The following is a 17,209-nucleotide window of genomic DNA, read 5'->3' as shown; positions in this document are numbered from 1 at the left end:
CTCGAAGGGTCGGACGAGGTCGGGAGACGCGGGCCGAGCCGCGGCTGCGCCCCGCGTCCTCGCGCGTGGCCGCCTGCCCGGGCTCGGCGTCGTCCGTGCCTCGCTCACGTCGCGCACGCCGACCGCTGGGACGATCCGGCTGCTGTTCGGTGTTCAGGACCATCGGCGGACCCGGTTTCCGGCGGACCCGGTCTCCGGCGCACTCGGTTTCCGGCGCCGGATGTCCGCGCCAGGTCCAGAAGGCGCCGCGAACACAGGACGGGAAGGGCGTCACCCGCTTCTCGCGGATCCTGATTGCGCGGTGCACGACCGCCGTCGATCGCTTCTCCGCGTCTGTGTCGCGCCCCTCCCGTCGTCTCCACCACACCACGGAGGACCGCCCGGCCACCAGGGCCGATCGGCCCCGATCGGCCGCGGCGTGGGCGCATCCGGGGCACTCATCCGGTCGTGAACCGGCCGACGGGCCCATACGGGCTTGCGTGCAGGTACCTTGCGGACCTCTGCGCGGACCGGTCGGCTCATGCGCCCTCGCCTCCTTCGCGGTTGGCTGGACTCAGAGAGAACACACCGATCAGGGAGGGTGATGACAGTGGGTACGAGTCTCACGCCGGAGTTCTGGGAGCGGTTCGCGCTCCTGTTCGTGCTGGCGACGGGCGTGACGTTCGTGCTCGCGGCGACCTTCGACGCCCTGGCTGTCCGCCTGCTGCGTAGCCGAACGCAGCGGACGCCGCCGCACAGGACGCATCTGGAGCAGCCAAGCGACCATCGTATGTCGACGCACTGCTGAACGCCGATCGCTCCCCGGTCGTGGCCGAGGAGCTCCTCGGTTTCCGGTGCGCGGCAGAAGGCGGCTCCGTAACCGTGTTCTTCTGCCAGGAGACACGCGGCTCCGTTGAGAGGGTCGACTCCTCTCAGCATGTATCCGTCGTGCGGCACGAGTCGCGCGATCTGCCGTGAAGTCACCATGCCCGGTTCGGGAACGGTGGTGGCCTCCGCTGTCGCACAGGACAGGGCGCGGGAGATCAGTTCCAGGTCCGGATTCATGGAGGGAGCCCACGAACGCCGCCCCGCAGCAGCGGCGGAGCGACGTCGTGGGAGGAGGGCCGACATCCGGCGACGATCACTTCCGGAACTCCCGGTGGTCGTCGTGCTCGCCGAAGTAGTGCCGCTCCTCGACGAACTCCAGCTCACCGGGGCGCAGGACCGCGCCCGGCGTCGCCAGGAAGGCGATGAGCCCCAGAACGCCGACGACCATCAGGGAGAAGCCGACGACGAACGAGCTGTAGCCGAAGACCAGGCAGGCGCCCAGTACGGCGGCGACGATCAGAACGATGGGGATCATGGCTGTTGTCCTTTCTCTCCGCTGAGAATCCGAGATACGACCGAGGGCGCCGGAGCGCGGGTTCAGAGCTTGCGCAGCCAGTCGTCGGCGACGCCCCGCATCCCCGGTCCGGCAGGCTGAAGGCGCTTGTCGTCGATCCGGTAGGAAAGGTGATCGACGACATCCACGACACCGTCCAGCCGTCGTGTCATGCCCACCGCGACGGGGATCTCGCTGCGTCGTTCCAGCCGGCCGGTGAGCGTGACCACGCCGTCCAGCACGGTCGCCTCGACCGTGTGCGGGGCCAGCCAGAGCGTGTTGACGAAGACCTCCTGCTGTACGTCCCGCCGGATCTCGTCGTCGGTGCGCAGGAATACCTGGAGCAGGTCCCGGCGCGTGACGATGCCGATGAGCCGGTTCTCCTCGTCCACCACCGGAAGCCGTTCGATGCGGTGGTCCGCCATCAACCGGGCGGCCTCGATGACGGTGGCGTCGGCACGCACGGTGACGGGGGGCGTGGACATCACTCCGCCGGCCGTCCTTGCCCGGCTCTTGGCGGCGGCCCGTCGGGCACTGCCGCCGAACAGACGCAGACGGCGCGTCCGGCCGCCGGAGACGCGTGGTTCTCGGGCCTGACGCAGCATGAGATCGGTCTCGGAGACCACACCGATGACCTTGTCGTCGTCGTCGACCACCGGAAGCCCGCTGATGCCGTGCTCCTCGAGCAGGCGTACCACTTCCTTGAACGGTGTGCCGTACCGCGCGGTGACGACTTCGTCGACCATGAGAGCGGCTGTTCTCGTGGGCTTCATCGCTGCGCCTCCCTGTCCTGGATGGGCCCGATCACGAACACCCCTTCCGGGGAGTCGAGTTCAGCTTCCTGCGAGGGACCGACGGACCAAAGAGGTTGAGTGGGCCACGCGCGGGCCGAATGGCCCATTCGGCCCGGCCCACGCGTTCGGCGTTCCCGCGATCAGCGGGCGCTCTTCCTGCGACGGCATGGGCCGAACGGCCCCATCGGGGGCCGAACCGCCCCTCGTAGGAACAGCCGACCGGTGAGACGGTGGGGGCATGGCCCCGAGCGCCCTTGGGGCCGTCCGACGGAAGGCGGTGGGGATGATGACACTCCCCCTGGTCGTGGGCGTCGACGGATCGGGCGCGAGCCTGCTCGCGGTGGACTGGGCGGTGGACGAGGCTGCTCGACACGGCCTCCCGCTCAGGCTGGTGCACGCGTCCCGCTGGGAACGTTACGAGAGGTTTGTCCCCTCCGGCGGCCTCGACCGCCCGTCCGAGCGCGTGGTCGCGGAGAACCTCGTGGCCGCCGCGGCCGAGCGCGCCGAGCTGCGCGATCCCCAGGTGAAGGTCACCGCGGACGTCGTCGCCGACGACGCGGCGGACGCTCTCCTGCGGGAGGCGAACGACGCCTTCGCCGTGGTGACGGGATCGCGCGGCCGTGGTGAGCTGAAGGGACTGCTCCTCGGCTCGGTCGGCCTGGCCGTGGCGGCCCGCGCGCACTGCCCGGTGATCGTGGTCAGAGGCGACAAGCCCGGTCTTGCCGGCTCGCACGGGCGGGTCCTGTTGGGTGCGGGAGAACCCGTCACCTGTGCCGAAGCCGCTCGCTTCGCCTTCCGGGAGGCCGAGGCACGCGACTGCGGCCTCGACGTCGTCCGCGCCTGGCGCTGCCCCGCGCACGAGAGTGCCGACGATCCCGCGCTCGCGGAGGAACCGGTGCGCCGGCACGAGGAGCGGGCCTCGGCCCTGCTGGACGCGCTGCTGCGGGACGGCGTAACCGATCACTCCGCTGTCCGGGTGCGGCGGGTCACGGCCGAGGGCCCCGCCCACAGCGTCCTGGTGCGCCGCTCGGCCGCCGCCGACCTCGTGATCGTCGGAGCCCGGCGCAGGCGCGGTCACCTCGGGCTCCAGATCGGACGGGTGGCGCACACCCTGCTCCACCACGCGGACTGTCCGGTGGCGATCGTCCCGCAGACAGTGTGAGTGTTGTCCTGGTCCACGCCTGTCCGACCGCGCACAGGGGGAGTGATGATGGCCGCTCGGTCCCATGAGGTACTTGCACCCGTGCTGCGGGACATCGAGGCGGTCGTCCTCGACACGGACGGAGTGATCACCGATTCGGCGAAGGTGCACGCGGCCGCCTGGAAGACCGCCTTCGACACCTTCCTGACCGAGCACCCGCCCGACGACCTCGCTCAGCGGCGTCCCTTCGACGCCGGCGAAGACTACCTGCGGTACGTGGACGGCAGGTCCCGGCTCGACGGCGCCACCGCGTTCCTGGTGTCGCGAGGTCTCGATCCGACCGAGGCGTCCGTGCACGCGGTGGCCGGGGACAAGGAGCGGCTGTTCACCGAGCGGCTCCGCGAGCACGGTGTCGACGCGTATCCCGGGACGGTACGGCTGGTGCGCGCGCTGCGTGACGCCGAGGTGCCCGTCGCCGCGGCCTCCGCGTCACGGCACGCCCGCGAACTGCTCACCGGAGCGGGCGTGCTGGACCTCTTCGACGCCCTGGTCGACGGCGGTGAGGCGGCTCGCCTGGGGCTGGCGGGCAAGCCGAGGCCCGACCTGTTCCTGGAAGCGGCCCGTCGACTCGGTGTTCCGCCTGCTCGCGCCGCGGTCGTGGAGGACGCCCTGGCAGGCGTCGAAGGGGGCCGTCGCGGCGGATTCGCCCTGGTCGTCGGTGTGGACCGCGCCGACGGTCCGGACACCCGAAGGCGACTCCTGCGCCACGGCGCGGACGTCGTCGTGAACGATCTCCTGGAGTTGCTCGTCGAGGGAGCAGGACGATGACGGGCCGGACCTGGGAGTACGAAGGCTACGACCCGGCGGACGAACGCCTGCGGGAGTCGCTGTGCACACTGGGCAACGGGTACTTCGCCACCCGCGGGGCGTTGCCGGAGTGCACGGCGGACGACGTGCACTACCCCGGCACCTACGTCGCCGGCTGCTACGACCGGCTCACCACGGACGTCGCGGGATGCCGGGTGGCGAACGAGGACATGGTCAACCTCCCGAACTGGCTGCCCCTGAGGTACCGCCTCTCCGGGCAGCAGTGGCTCAGCCCCGACACGGCCGAGGTCCTCCACCACCGGCAGGTGCTGCATCTGGACTCCGGACTGCTGGAGCGCAGCACGCGGTACACGCTCGGCGAGGGCCGATCGCTCACCGTCCGGCAGCAACGTCTCGTACACATGGCAGACCCCCATCTGGCCTGTCTGCGCACCGACTTCAGGGCCGAGGGCTTCTCCGGAGACCTCGAGGTCGAGGCGGCTCTGGACGGCGGAGTCGCCAACGCGGGGGTACCGCGCTACCGGGAACTGGACGGCCACCACCTGACCCACGTGCACACGGGTACCGCCGCGCCGGACACCGTGTGGTTGCGCTGCCGGACCCGCACCTCCGACGTCCGGATCGGCATGGCGGCCCGGCTGACCGCCGACGTGCCCGTCGTCACCGACCGGCACGAGGGACCGCGCGCCGGTCAGCGAGTGCGCCTGAGTCTGCTGCCGGGCCGTACGGTCACCGTCGTCAAGACCGTCGCTCTGCACACCTCCCGGGACCCCGCGATCAGTGACCCGCTGGACGCCGCGATCCAACGGGTGGGCGCGGCACCCGCCTTCGACGAGTTGCTCGAAGCACACCTGACGGCCTGGGACCAGCTGTGGCGGAGGGCCGAGCTGGACGTCCCCGGCGAGGCGGGCCGCGTCCTGCGGCTGCACCTGTTCCACGTACTGCAGACCCTCTCCCCGCACACGGCGGACCTCGACGTCGGCGTCCCGGCCCGCGGCCTGCACGGCGAGGCGTACCGCGGCCATGTCTTCTGGGACGAGCTGTTCGTGCTGCCGTACCTCAACCTGCACTTCCCGGAGGTGTCCCGCGCCCTGCTCCGCTACCGTCATCGTCGCCTCGACCAGGCCTGTGCCGCCGCCCGCGCGGCCGGCCGGCGCGGAGCCCTGTACCCGTGGCAGAGCGGCAGCGACGGGCGCGAGGAGACACAGGAGCTGCACCTCAACCCCCGCTCGGGACGCTGGCTGCCCGACCACTCCCGGCTCCAGCGGCATGTCGGCTCCGCCGTGGCGTACAACGTGTGGCAGTACTGCGAGGCCAGCGGCGACGCCGAGTTCCTGCACACCAAGGGCGCCGAGATGCTGCTGCAGATCGCCCGTTTCTGGGCGGACTCGGCGACCTGGGACGAGGAGTTGGGCCGGCACCGCATCCTAGGCGTGATGGGCCCCGACGAGTACCACGACGGGTATCCCGGCGCGAGGGAACCCGGCCTCGACGACAACACGTACACGAACGTCACCGCGGCATGGGTACTCACCCGCACCCTGGAGGTGCTGGGGGCCCTGCCGGAGCCCCGGCGGCGCGAACTCGCCGAGCGCACCGGCCTGGACGACGGCGAGCTCGAACAGTGGGAGGACGTCTCACGCACACTCCATGTGCCCTTCCATGACGGTGTCATCAGCCAGTTCGAGGGCTACGGCAGCCTCGCCGAGCTCGACTGGGAGGCCTACCGGCAGCGGTACGGCGACATCCGGCGGCTGGACCGGATCCTCGAGGCGGAGGGCGACACCGTCAACCGGTACCGGGCGTCCAAACAGGCCGACGTCCTGATGCTCGGCTATCTCTTCTCGCCGGCCGAACTCAGCTCCCTCTTCGGCAGGTTGGGCTATCACCTCGACGACGACGGCTGGCAGCGCACCGTCGACCACTACCTGCACCGCACCAGCCACGGTTCCACTCTCAGCGGCCTGGTCCATGGCTGGGTCCTGGCCCGGTCCCGGCGGGCGGAGGCATGGACGTACTGCCAGGAAGCCCTGCTCGGTGACGTCGCCGACCTGCAGGGCGGTACCACGGGAGAAGGCATCCACCTCGGCGCCATGGCCGGCTCCCTCGACCTCGTCCAACGCGGACTGCCCGGACTGGAGACCCGCGCGGGCGCGCTGTGGCTCGACCCCGTACCGCTGCCGGAACTCTCTTCCTACGGGTTCTCCCTTCACTACCAGGGGCACTGGGGCGTCCGGCTGCGACTGGAGAGCGGCCTGCTGGAGGTGGCCGTGCCGCCGTCCGACCGTGCACCGATCGACATCCGGCTGCCGGACCGGACGGTCCGCGTGCAGCCGGGGGAGACGTGCCGGCTGTCGCTCCCGGTGCCGGCTGTCGCTCCCGGGCCGAAGGGGCCGGACGGCCCTGTGAGAGGACCTGCCGGCCCCTGACCCCGCTCCGGGTTCGGTACGACGCTGGAAGCGGATGAGAGTGCTGTCGCTGGAGGTGCCGAGATGCTTCTTCCCGTTGTCGCCGGAGTGGACGGATCCGCCGAGAGCCTGGCCGCCGCCGCGTGGGCGGCCCGCGAGGCCCGGCGACGTGACCGATGGCTGCACCTGGTGCATGTCCGGGACTGGCACCCCCGTCAGGAGCACGAGACGGCGGGCGCCGCTCAACGGCACCTGGCCCGGCGTGCCCTGCGGCAGGCGGAGGAGCGGGTCCGTGTCGAGTGCCCGGACGTCCGCCTCTCCGACGAGCAGATGGAGGGTCCGGCCACCGCCGCCCTGTCGAAGGCCGCGGACCAGGCCGACATGATCGTCCTGGGCTCACGCGGCCTGAGCGGCTTCACCGGATTCCTCGTGGGTTCCGTAGCGCTCGGCGTGGTCGCGAAGGCCACCCGCCCCGTCGTCCTCGTCCGGGCCGGAGAGGAGGCGTCGGACGAACACGTGCCGACGGACGACGGCGACACCTCGACCGACACCGGATACCGGGACGTGGTGCTGGCCGTCGATCTCGCCGATGCCTGCGACGAGGTCGTCGAGTTCGCCTTCGAGGCGGCCCGTCTCCGGCACGCGCGCCTGCGGACCGTGCACGCCTGGCACGCGCCCGGCCCGCTCGGGCTCGGCGCAGGTGACATCGGCCTGGTGGACGAACCCCGGCGGGGCGAGGAGTGGCTGGGCTTCCTCAAGGCCGTGCTCCAGCCGTGGCGCCGGAAGTACCCCGACGTGGAGGTCCTGGAGACGGTGGTGGAGGACAAGCCCACGACCGTGCTCGTCCGGGCCTCGACCGGAGCGGGTCTCCTGGTCGTGGGGCACCGCCTCGACGAACGGCCCGTCGGCCCGCGCACCGGACCCGTCACCCACGCCGCGATCCATCACGTCGGCTGCCCCGTGGCGGTCGTCCCCCATATGTAGGCACATCCGGGACCGCGCTGAGCGGCCGGGGTGCGTCGGAGACCGGGCCTCGGCCCAGCCGGACGAAGGAGGTGACGGTCATGGCGAGGCCGGTGGTGGTCGGTCTGGACGGCTCGCGACAGAGCCTCGCCGCTGCCGACTGGGCGGCCAGGGAAGCCCTGCTGAGAGGGCTGCCGCTCCGGCTGGTGCACGCCTGGGAGGGACTGCCCGACGACGTCACCGATGCCGACCTGCCCGAGATCCGCGCCCCGCAGTACCGTGCCCGCCGCTTGCTGCACACGGCTGTCGAACAACTGAACGATCGCTATCCGCGGTTGTACATCGCCGCCGAGCAGGTGCGCAGGCAGCCCGGCCCCGCACTCCTCGCCGAGGCGGCGAACGCGGAGCTGCTGGTCATCGGTAGCCAGGGGACGGGCAGCGTCGGCGGGTTCATGTCGGGATCGGTGGCCATGTCGACCGTGGCTCACGTGGACCGGCCCGTCGTCCTGGTGCGTGGAGGTGAGACGGCGACGGACGAACGCCACCCCGACGGCTCGGGGAAGGCATCGACGCATACCCCCTACCGGGATGTCGTGGTCGCCGTCGACACCGACGGGCCCTGCGACGATGTCCTGGACTTCGCCTTCCGCGCGGCTGAACTCCGGCAGGCCCCACTGCGCGCCGTCCACGCCTGGCGCGTGCCGCGCGCCAGGGGCGTCCCGGGGGTCGAGGAGAACACCCGGGCCAGGGCGGAGGCCGAGCGCGAGCTCGCGGAGATGCTCGGCCCGTGGTGCGCGAAGTACCCCGACGTGGTCGTCCGGGAGAACCTGCACGAAGGGCGCGCGGCCCACGTCCTCGTGCGCGCCGCGGGTGGGGGCGGGCTGCTGGTGGTCGGCCGCCGGAAGCGGCGTACCGCGATCGGCCCGCACACCGGGCCGGTCGCCCACGCGCTGATCCACCACGTGAGCCGGCCGGTCGTGCTGGTCGCGCACGACTGACGGCGCAGAGCAGGAGGCAGCGCTCCCCGTCACAGGCGCCCTCAGTCATGCGGCACGACGGCGACGGGGCCCGGAGCGTGGTGCAGCACCGCGTGGGCGACAGGCCCGAGCTTCCACGTCAGGTGGGACGGATGACTGTGGCGGCCCACCACCGTGAGCCGGCTGTGCGGGGTGGCCGACAGGAGCGCATGGGCAGCCGATCCGGTGACGACCTGCTGCACGACGGGGACGTCGGGGAGCGTCTCGCGCCACCGCGCCAACGTGGTGGTGAGTGCCGAGTCCTCCGTCGAGTCGCGGTGGCCGTCCTCGCCGCCGACAGAGGTCAGGTGCGGGGCGGAACGAGGCACGGCACGCACGACCCTTACCCCGATGCCGTACGACTTCGCGGCGGTGAAACCGACCTCCAGCAGCGGGTCGCTCGTCGGTCCCGGGTTCTGCACGCCGACCACGACCTCGTCGCGGTCCGTCGCCGGGTTGCTCCGGCCGGCTTCGGCTTCGACGGAGGGATCACCCGCTCTGACGGTGACAGCCGGGCACTGTGTGAGGCCCAGCACATGCAGGCTGATGGAACCGAGCAGAAAACCCGCCATCGAACCGAGGCCGCGAGACCCGAGCACCAGCAAGGACGCGCTTTCGCTGTGTTCGACGAGGGTGTGAGCGGCCGTGTCCGACACCAGTTCCGTCGTCAATCTCAGATCGCCGTACCGATGCAGCAGCTCGGTCTCCATGCGCTGGAGCACATCCCGCCCGTGCCGCTGGCTGCTTCGGACCTCCTGCGGGAAGGGCACGGTCAGCGGTCGATCGGTCCACGAGTGGAGGAGAACCAGGGGCAGGTTCCTTCGAGCGGCCTGGTCGGCGGCCCACCATGCGGCAGTCACGCTCCCGGGAGAACCGTCGAGTCCCACTACGACGGGTCCGGTCATGGGGCACCTCCTGTGCTCGACGCGGCAGGCGCCCGACGGATCGGCTGACGCTTGCTGTTTCCTCCGGTCCCTCCATCGTCCGGACCCCCGGCCGGCGGGGACAAGGGCCGGACGGTGCGCCGCGGGGAGCCGGTCGGCCCCTGTCGGCGTACCCCGTGCCAGGAGAACGTGGGGTCAGGAAGCCGGGCAGGGTTCCGTCGGCCTCGCGGCGCCGACCGCGAGGCCGACGGCACGCGGCCGTCCGTCTCCGAGCCGGGGAGCAGGGTTCCCCGGTCCTCAGAAGCATGTGAAGGGAAGGGGGGAGCCGTCATGAGCGGCCCCGTACTGGTGGGAGTGGACGGCTCGGCGACGAGCATGGCCGCGGTGGAGGCCGCCGCACGCGAGGCGGACCGTCTGGGGGTGGAACTGCAGCTGACACACGCCTTCGAGTGGTCGGCGACCCGTGTGCCGCCGGGCGTGCCGCCATGGGATCCGGGCGGGTCCCGGGTGCACGGCTCGGTGAACAGCGCGCTGACGGAGGCAGAGCGCCGGGCCCGTGGCGCCGCTCCCGGGCTGAGCGTCACGCGCACGGTCCTCATGGGTGAACCCATGACGGTGCTGGAGACAGAGTCCCGCCGGGCGTCGCTCACCGTCGTCGGCAGCCGGCCGCCGAGCCGGGCCGCAGGCAGCCGACGCGGCTCCCTCGCCGTGCGGTTGGCCGCCCACGGACGGTCCCCGGTACTGATGGTGCGGGGCAGACCGGACCCGGCCGGTCCGGTCGTACTGGTCGGCGATCACGGGAGGGGCGGCCGAGCGGCGGCCGAGTTCGCCTTCGCCGAGGCGTCCGCCCGCGGCACGGACCTGGTGGTGCTCAACGGGTGGGACACGCGGACAGGGAAGCCCCGGAACGGGTTCGCGGCCACCCTGTCCACGCTGCGAAGGAGCAACCCGGACATCGTCGTGCGCCGTCCTCGTGTCCGGGGCGGCATCCGGCGGGCGGTCGTCGAGGCGAGCGCCCGCGCGCAGCTCGTCGTGGTCGGCATGAACGGTTGTGTCGGCTGGACGGCCGCGTCCCGGACCCGGATCAGCCGAGCGACCCTGCGGCACGCCGACTGCCCCGTCGCGGTGATCCGTGCGGAGGAGGAAACCCGATGACAAGGCCGATGACAAGGCCGACGGGGAGCTTCTGATCGACGGGGAGCTTCTGATCGCAGCCGTGGTGGCGGCAGCCGTAGGAGTAGTAGGTGACCCGCCGGCTTCAGCGCAGCACGCCCAGGTTGAAGTCGAACAAGGCACGCGGGTAGCGCTCGTGCCAGGTCGGTGCAGTCCCCGGGGAGCCGACGCAGCCGACCGCGCTCACGTGGCAAGTCCGGCACGGCGAGAAGCTCCGGGCTCCGGTTCCGCCTGAATGTCGTCGACCCGGTGGCGCAGGTCGGCGGAGACGTCGACCACCCCGTCCACGCCCTGGCACAGACGGACGACGACCGGGACGAGCGACTTGCGCTCGACCGTGCCCTTCAGCGCGACCCGTCCGTCGACGACGCGCACGTCGATCCCGTCGGGGGTGATTCCGAGAGTGCGCAGGAGCACCTCCCCGGTGATCTCCTCCCGGATCGCGCTGTCCCCGCGCAGGAAGACGCTGAGCAGGTCGGCGCGGCTGATCACGCCGACCAGCGTGCCTGTCTCGTCGACCACGGGCAGCCGCTTGACGTGGTTGCGTTCCATCACCTGGGCGGCTTCCACTGCGGTCCACCCGGGCCTGGCGGTCACGACAGGGCTGTTCATCAGCCCCTCGGCCGTCGCAGCCTCGGCCTTCGTCCTCGATGTGGGTGCAAGGTGCGGAGAGGGCGACAGGCCGGCCGGGTCCAGGTGAGAGGCTTCCTTGCGCAGCAGATCCGCCTCGGAGACCACGCCCACCGGATGTTCGTCGTCGTCCACGACCGGTACGGCGGTGATGTCGTACTCGGCAAGCAGTTTGGCGATCTCCTTGAAGCCGGTGTCCCGGCGCACTCGGACGACCGGCGCGGTCATGAGGTCGCTCACCATTCGGTGCCACATGGACTCCCGCCTCCTGATGTCGTGTGTGTTCCTCCTTCCACTCTCCGCCTGGCATGCGGCTGCCGCATGGGCCGGTCGGCCCCTTCCCCACGGATTCGCCGCTCCGGGCTTCGCCGATCCCGCGATCGAGGTCGGATGGCCGCAGTCCACTCGCCCCCTCGGCCGCCCGGCGAGTGAGGCCCTACGCCTGGTGCGCATGGGCCGGTCACGGCGCACTGACCTCACGCCGGCGACTCCACCCCGGTCCGTGGGGCCCGGAAGCGCCGTCCGGCGGGCCGATGCGCGCCGCGCCTCACTGCGTGGCTGTTGTTCCCCTGAGGTCGCGTCCGGTGACGATCTCCGACTCGATCCGTACGAAGACCCCGTCCTGCACGGGCATCCAGGAGTGAGGGCCGGTCTGCGACAGCCGCTGCTGCTCGGCAGGATCCGTCACCACCGTGGCCCGGCCGGTGACGACGACACTCCACCCCGACCGGTCGGCCGGGTGGTACTCGTCCGCCTCGAAGGCGACCACGACGCCGGCGATGGCGCGGACAAGGTCGGATCCGGCCGAGGTGTACAGCAGGACAGAGGCGTCGGAGTCGAGGGCGAAGTTGACCGGGAGGACGGCGGGCAGTGCCTGCCGGGTGTACACCACCCTGCCGACCGGTGCCCTGGCCAGCAGGCGTAGGCACTCCTGCCGGTCGAGTGCGCGCGTGGAGTCGTTGTGCAACATCGGTCCATGGTCCCCGTGGCCGTCGCGCGGGGGTAGGGCCGGTCGGCCCCCGTCCGAGCCGCGCCGTTCCGCGGGCGAGGACCTGCGGGGCAGCGGGCAGCCCCTCTCGCGGGACACCCTTGGCCGGCACGAGTCCTGAAAAGCCAGGCGAAGCCTGCCCACACATACGACTCCTTGCCGGGTGGAGAGGCTTCTGAACCGCAAAAACGCAGGTAGGGCGCCTGGGCCCGGCGGCGGGTCCGGCGACGGATCCCGGCCGCCTGGCATGTTCCAAATGAAAATGCCGGAGCCATCGCTTCCGGTCGTTCCCTTCCGTAGCCTCAGGAGTAGCTGAACCACCGCGCGCCGCACCGCACTTGATCCGCGTCAGCCGACAACGCGCCGAAGGGGCAACGGTCATGGCCGTCGAGACCGAGGTTCTGAACGAACTGCACCGGCTGCGTACCCGGATACCTGAGCTGACGGGGGCGTTGGCGGCCGGTGCCGACGGTCTCGTCCTCGCCGAGGACATGCCGGACGTGCAGCCGGAAGGGCTGGCCGCGCTCACCGCGGCGGCGCTCGGCGTGGGGCGCCGGATGGTCGACCTCGCCGACCGCGGCGAGTTCCGCGAGCTGCTGGTGCGCGGGGCCGGGGGCTACCTCGCGACGTACGCGGCCGGGCCGTCGGCCGTCCTGACGTTGCTCGCCGACGACCGGGCCAACGTCGGCCGTCTGCACCTGGAGGGGCGGCGCGGCGGGGCGCGCATCGCCGAGCTGCTGGCGGCGCGGTCCATGGACGACGGGCCCGTCGTCCATGGCGGCGAGTCACCGGCTCCGCAGTTCCGCGGCCGGATCCTCGGCGCTCTGCCCATACGCATCCCGCCGCAGTCCCGATACGAGCCCTGACGGACTCCGGCGGAAACCGGCGGAAACCGACGGACTCCGTCGGGAGTGCCTACGACCCGGTGGCCCGGCCGCGGCGTCCGCCGACCCCGCGCCGTCGGTCGCCACCCCGTTCCGGGCCCGCACCCGCTCCCGACGAGGGGGCGCTGAACCCGCCGGGGACGAGACGCGGTGGCCCCACGGTCGGCGTCGTCGGCCCGGAGGGCGCCGGTCCTGTGCCCGCTTCCCGGCCGGTCTCCGTGCCTGTCCCCGTGACCGGTGCCGGGTCCGGGGCCGGAACGCGGGGCGGGGGTGGCGCCGCACGGGTCAGTACGCGCGCGTGGGGCAGCAACGGGGCGCAGGCGGCGCAGACTTCGCTGAGGGTCCACACCTGGCCGACCGCCGGGTCGTGCCGCAGGACGAGGACGACGGAGCCCGCGCAGGCGACCCGGGTGCCCTCGTGCAGCGCGCACCGCTGGCGACGGCACCAGCAGGCGGCGTCGGGGTGCACCGCCGCCGCTCTGGCGTGCGCGGCCGCGTGGGCCACCGCGAAGCGGCGCAGAGCCGCGATGTCCCGGGAGCGCGGCGGCATCACGCACGGCGAGGAGCAGGTGACCGACGCGGTGCGGTCCCGGTGCCCGACCACACGGATCGTCCAGCAGCGGCCCGGACGGCGGGCCGATGGGGCGTCAGGGTACATAAGAGCCAAAGCACATGTCCTTCGTGGGGGAGGGCGACGAGCGAATGGGGGAGCGGTCCGGGAGTGGTCCCGCACGGCCCGGCGGAAGTGACCTCGCTCACAGCATGCCCGGGACTCCCGCGGGCCATTCGCGCTGTGCCCTTCCGGCCGACGCACCGCCTGTCGGTCCGTACCCCTAAGCTCCCTCCATGAGCACAGCGGAACCCCACAGACGCGTCGTCGACGGCCGTTTCGAACTGGTCGGGCGACTCGGCGGCGGAGGCATGGGCCTGGTGTGGCGGGCCCACGACCTGGCGCTGCGTCGGGACGTGGCCGTGAAGGAGGTGCGGCCCCCGGACCCGGATCTCGCCGAGTACGACCCCGAGGGCGCCCGGACACTGCGTGAGCGCGTCCTGCGCGAGGCCCGCGCGCTGGCCCGCGTCCACCACCCCAACGTCGTGACGATCCACCACATCGTCGACGGTGGCGAGAGCACGTATCCGTGGATCGTGATGGAACTGGTCGAGGGCGGTTCCCTCCAGGACCGGCTCGACCGGGGCGTGCTGACGCCGGCCGAGGCCGCGCGCCTGGGCCGCGAGGTGCTGTCCGCGCTGCGCGCCGCGCACGCCGTCGGCATCGAGCACCGCGATGTGAAGCCCGCCAACGTTCTGCTCCGCCCCGACGGGCGACCCGTGCTCACCGACTTCGGTATCGCCGCCGTCCGCGAGTCCGCCGGTCTCACCGCCACCGGCGCCGTCATCGGCTCGCCCGACTTCATGGCGCCGGAACGGGTCAGCGGCAAGGAGGGCGGCCCCGCCGCCGACCTCTGGTCGCTGGGGATGCTGCTGTACGTCGCCGTGGAGGGCCACCATCCGCTGCGCAGGGCGAGCACGCTCGCCACGCTGGCCGCCGTGCTCGGCGAGGACGTGCCCGAACCGCGCCGGGCCGGCCCGCTGACCGGTGTCCTCAAGGCTCTGCTCGTGCGCGACCCGCAGGCCCGCCCCGACGCGGCGGAGGTCGACCGGATGCTCGCGGCCGTGACCGGGGACGCGCCCGGTCCGTCGCAGCCGGCGCCGACGTCGGTCCCGCACGCCCCGCCGACCTCCTACCCGCTCGCCCCGCCCGCGCCCGCAGGCGTCACCCCCGCCCCGCCGCACACCACCGCTCCGACCCGAGGACGCCGGACCCGTGGCAAGGCCATCACCGGAGCCGTCCTCGGCACGGCACTGACGGGTGTGCTGGTGTGGACGCTGCTCCCGAACACCGACGACGGCGACACCGGCGGTGCGGCCACGCCGAAGCCGTCCGTGTCGCAGAGCGCCCGGCAGACGTCCTCCGGCGGGTCCTCCGGCGGCTCGTCCGGCGGGGTCGCCGCCGCGGAGAAGGTCGACCTGCTCAGCGGGAAGGGCCTCAGAACGGCCGTGGCGAAGCTGACCGCCACCATGGGCGGGACGAAGGTCACCAGCCTCGTGGTGTACGGGGAGTACGCCATCGCCGACGCCCCCGTCGCCGGTCGTCCGAAGCTCTACGACCGGTACATGTACCGGGGCGGCGACGTGGCGGTGAAGGACGGGCCGGGCGGCACCGTCATGACCGGCGCGATCCCCGTCGACCTGGACGTCTACGACTGGGACGCCGTGCCCGCGTTGCTCGCCAGGGCCACCGAGGTCCTGGGCGTCGCCGAGCCGACGAGCCGTTACCTGGTGATCAACCCGGGCTCCTCCGTCTTCGACACCGGGCCGACGATGAGCGTCTATCTGTCCGACGACTACGGCAGCGCCTACCTCAGGGCCGATGTGCGGGCCCGGGTGATCGAGACCCACCCGCGCGACGACGGCTGACTCCCGGCCGCCGGTTCGCGCGCTCGCGCTATTCGCGGGTGAAGGTGCCCAGGCCGGTCTCGTCGAACGCCTCCACGGTCACCCGGGTCGCCTTGCCGTCGCGGTCGCCTTGGAAGGTGACGCCGGACAGTCCGACGGCGTTCTCGCCGACCGTCCGGAAGCTGAACGTGTCCCCGTCGTAGTGGGTCAGCCGGAACGTCGTCGGCTTCGGGCCCAGCCGCATGGTCAGTTCGCCGCCGGACGCGGAGACGGTCAGCGGACCGTAGAAGCTGTTGGCGTACGTCCCCGTGTAGGCGGCGTCGGGGCGGGCGGCGGCCGCGTCGGCGGGCGGGGTGGAGTAGTCGGTGGGCGAGACCTCCGCCTGTTCCTGCTGTGCGTAGACCTTCCCGATCAGGTCGAGCCAGTCGGCCGTGGCCTTCCCGTGCTCGGCGGTGTCGAAGAAGGTCTCCGCGATGGCGTCGGGAAGCCCGAGCGGCTTGCCGTTGGTGAGGACCACGATGCCCAGTTGCTCCGCGGGAAGCATGGTGACGTTGGTGTTCGCGCCGAGGGCGAAGGCGCCCGAGTGGCTCAGGCGCAGGCGGCCCAGGTCGTCGTAGCCGACGTTCCAGCCGAGGCCGTAGAAACCCGTGCGGCCGGCCGGCGTCTGCGGGGGGTTGGAGACGATCGCGGGGAGGTGGGTGCGCTCCAGCTGTTCGGCCGGGATGATCTGCTCGCCGTCGAGCTTGCCGTTCGCCAGCTGGAGGCGCAGCCAGCGGGACATGTCCCGGGCGGAGGAACTGGCGCCGCCCGCCGGGGACTGGGCGTCGGCGTCGCGCACGTACTGGGCCCGCCAGGTGCCGTCGGGGGCCTTCACATGCAGGTCGGCCCGGTTCTTCGCGGCCTCGTAGTCGGCGAAGAGGGAGCTGGTGGAGTCCATCCCGGCGGGCTTGTACAGGGTGTCCTCGGAGAGCTTCTCCCAGGTCGTGCCCTCGGCGTTCGCGACCGCCTGACCGGCCGCCGTCGGGCCGTAGTTGGTGTAGGCGTAGGAGGCGCGGAACGGGGCCAGGGGCTCGTACCGGAGATGGCTGAGGATGTAGTCGCGGTCGTAGCCGAGGTCCTCCAGCAGATCGCCCGAGTGGTCGGGCAGGCCGCTGCGGTGGGCGAACAGATCGGCCACCGTGACGTTCCGCGTCACCCACGGGTCCTTGAGGGCGAAGCCGGGCAGATGGGCGTCCACGGGGTCGTCCCAGCCGATCTTCTCGTCGCCCTCGCCCACCGCTCCGGCGACGACGGTCGACGCCAGCGGCTTGGACAGTGACGCCAGCTCGAACACCGTGTCGGGGTCGATCCGGGCGGACCGGCCTTCGTGGCGGACACCGAAGCCCTTCAGGTACGCGACCCGGTCCTTGTACACGACGGCGACCGCGACCCCGGGCACGCCCGTCCGTTCCATCCCGTCCCGCACGATCCCGTCGAGCTTCCCCACGGCCGCGTTGACCTCCGCCGCCGTCAGCTGCGCAGGCGGCTGGGGCGGGGGAGCGGCGGCGAGGACACCGGGGACGAGCAGGAGCGCGGCCACCGCCAAGGCGGCCGGGGCCTTCGCCCGGTGGCGAGTCGTCGTCTGCCGAACACCCATGCAGACCATTGAACGCCTCGCCGGGAACGGTGTCCTGCCGAGTCCTG

Annotated in this window: 16 protein-coding genes; 9 read left to right on the top strand and 7 right to left on the bottom strand. The window is 72.2% G+C overall.

Annotation, left to right across the window (positions count from 1 at the left end; translation table 11 throughout):
• Positions 1-583: 583 nt before the first annotated feature.
• Positions 584-787, top strand: a complete 204-nt coding sequence (locus OHU34_RS04440) for a hypothetical protein (RefSeq protein WP_235034604.1) — start codon at positions 584-586, stop codon at positions 785-787.
• Between the two features lie 333 nt (positions 788-1,120).
• Here the strand turns inward: OHU34_RS04440 and OHU34_RS04435 are convergent, their stop codons facing one another.
• Together OHU34_RS04435 and OHU34_RS04430 are read right to left on the bottom strand one after the other, a co-directional pair.
• Positions 1,121-1,342: a hypothetical protein gene (locus tag OHU34_RS04435; RefSeq protein ID WP_405764865.1), complete on the bottom strand. Its 222-nt coding sequence runs from the start codon at positions 1,340-1,342 to the stop codon at positions 1,121-1,123.
• Between the two features lie 62 nt (positions 1,343-1,404).
• Positions 1,405-2,133: a CBS domain-containing protein gene (locus OHU34_RS04430; protein WP_230193609.1), complete on the bottom strand. Its 729-nt coding sequence runs from the start codon at positions 2,131-2,133 to the stop codon at positions 1,405-1,407.
• A gap of 307 nt (positions 2,134-2,440) precedes the next feature.
• On the opposite strand from OHU34_RS04430, the gene OHU34_RS04425 reads away from it, so the two are divergent.
• The 5 genes from OHU34_RS04425 to OHU34_RS04405 all read left to right on the top strand — a co-directional run bounded on the left by OHU34_RS04425 (position 2,441) and on the right by OHU34_RS04405 (position 8,492).
• Positions 2,441-3,316, top strand: a complete 876-nt coding sequence (locus OHU34_RS04425) for a universal stress protein (RefSeq protein WP_142268223.1) — start codon at positions 2,441-2,443, stop codon at positions 3,314-3,316.
• A gap of 48 nt (positions 3,317-3,364) precedes the next feature.
• Entirely contained in the window at positions 3,365-4,123 is a 759-nt protein-coding gene (locus OHU34_RS04420; protein ID WP_142267613.1) for an HAD family phosphatase, read from the top strand.
• A complete protein-coding gene (locus OHU34_RS04415; protein WP_405764858.1) occupies positions 4,120-6,552 on the top strand; it encodes a glycoside hydrolase family 65 protein in 2,433 nt (810 codons plus the stop codon). Before OHU34_RS04420 ends, OHU34_RS04415 begins: the two co-directional genes overlap by 4 nt.
• Positions 6,553-6,615: 63 nt before the next feature.
• A complete protein-coding gene (locus tag OHU34_RS04410; protein WP_230193610.1) occupies positions 6,616-7,515 on the top strand; it encodes a universal stress protein in 900 nt (299 codons plus the stop codon).
• Positions 7,516-7,595: 80 nt separating this feature from the next.
• Positions 7,596-8,492, top strand: a complete 897-nt coding sequence (locus tag OHU34_RS04405) for a universal stress protein (protein WP_230193611.1) — start codon at positions 7,596-7,598, stop codon at positions 8,490-8,492.
• A 41-nt stretch (positions 8,493-8,533) separates the two neighbouring features.
• Here OHU34_RS04405 and OHU34_RS04400 read toward each other — a convergent pair whose 3' ends face one another.
• Positions 8,534-9,415, bottom strand: coding sequence for a universal stress protein (locus tag OHU34_RS04400; RefSeq protein ID WP_142267616.1), 882 nt, complete (start codon positions 9,413-9,415; stop codon positions 8,534-8,536).
• A 309-nt stretch (positions 9,416-9,724) separates the two neighbouring features.
• Between OHU34_RS04400 and OHU34_RS04395 the strand changes: the two genes are divergently transcribed.
• A complete protein-coding gene (locus tag OHU34_RS04395) occupies positions 9,725-10,549 on the top strand; it encodes a universal stress protein (RefSeq protein ID WP_405764853.1) in 825 nt (274 codons plus the stop codon).
• 201 nt (positions 10,550-10,750) lie between these two features.
• Here OHU34_RS04395 and OHU34_RS04390 read toward each other — a convergent pair whose 3' ends face one another.
• Both OHU34_RS04390 and OHU34_RS04385 read right to left on the bottom strand, forming a co-directional pair.
• The gene (locus OHU34_RS04390) at positions 10,751-11,452 is read right to left on the bottom strand and encodes a CBS domain-containing protein (protein WP_142267618.1); all 702 of its coding nucleotides are present in this window, start codon (positions 11,450-11,452) and stop codon (positions 10,751-10,753) included.
• Between the two features lie 292 nt (positions 11,453-11,744).
• A complete protein-coding gene (locus tag OHU34_RS04385) occupies positions 11,745-12,167 on the bottom strand; it encodes a pyridoxamine 5'-phosphate oxidase family protein (RefSeq protein ID WP_230193612.1) in 423 nt (140 codons plus the stop codon).
• 398 nt (positions 12,168-12,565) lie between these two features.
• On the opposite strand from OHU34_RS04385, the gene OHU34_RS04380 reads away from it, so the two are divergent.
• On the top strand, positions 12,566-13,051 hold the full coding sequence (locus OHU34_RS04380) for a roadblock/LC7 domain-containing protein (RefSeq protein ID WP_142267620.1): 486 nt from the start codon (positions 12,566-12,568) through the stop codon (positions 13,049-13,051).
• Between the two features lie 49 nt (positions 13,052-13,100).
• On the opposite strand, the gene OHU34_RS04375 is transcribed toward OHU34_RS04380, so the two are convergent.
• Positions 13,101-13,673 carry a hypothetical protein gene (locus OHU34_RS04375; protein WP_405764851.1) on the bottom strand — a complete coding sequence of 191 codons (573 nt, stop codon included), beginning with the start codon at positions 13,671-13,673 and terminating at the stop codon, positions 13,101-13,103.
• 242 nt (positions 13,674-13,915) lie between these two features.
• Here OHU34_RS04375 and OHU34_RS04370 point away from each other — a divergent pair, with 242 nt between their 5' ends.
• The gene (locus OHU34_RS04370) at positions 13,916-15,547 is read left to right on the top strand and encodes a serine/threonine-protein kinase (protein WP_142267621.1); all 1,632 of its coding nucleotides are present in this window, start codon (positions 13,916-13,918) and stop codon (positions 15,545-15,547) included.
• A 28-nt stretch (positions 15,548-15,575) separates the two neighbouring features.
• Here the strand turns inward: OHU34_RS04370 and OHU34_RS04365 are convergent, their stop codons facing one another.
• On the bottom strand, positions 15,576-17,171 hold the full coding sequence (locus OHU34_RS04365) for a serine hydrolase (RefSeq protein ID WP_142267622.1): 1,596 nt from the start codon (positions 17,169-17,171) through the stop codon (positions 15,576-15,578).
• Positions 17,172-17,209: the final 38 nt, after the last annotated feature.

It is taken from the genome of Streptomyces sp. NBC_00080 (genome assembly GCF_045041255.1).
Lineage (GTDB): Bacteria > Actinomycetota > Actinomycetes > Streptomycetales > Streptomycetaceae > Streptomyces > Streptomyces coriariae.
This window is presented reverse-complemented; position numbering and strand designations above follow the sequence as displayed.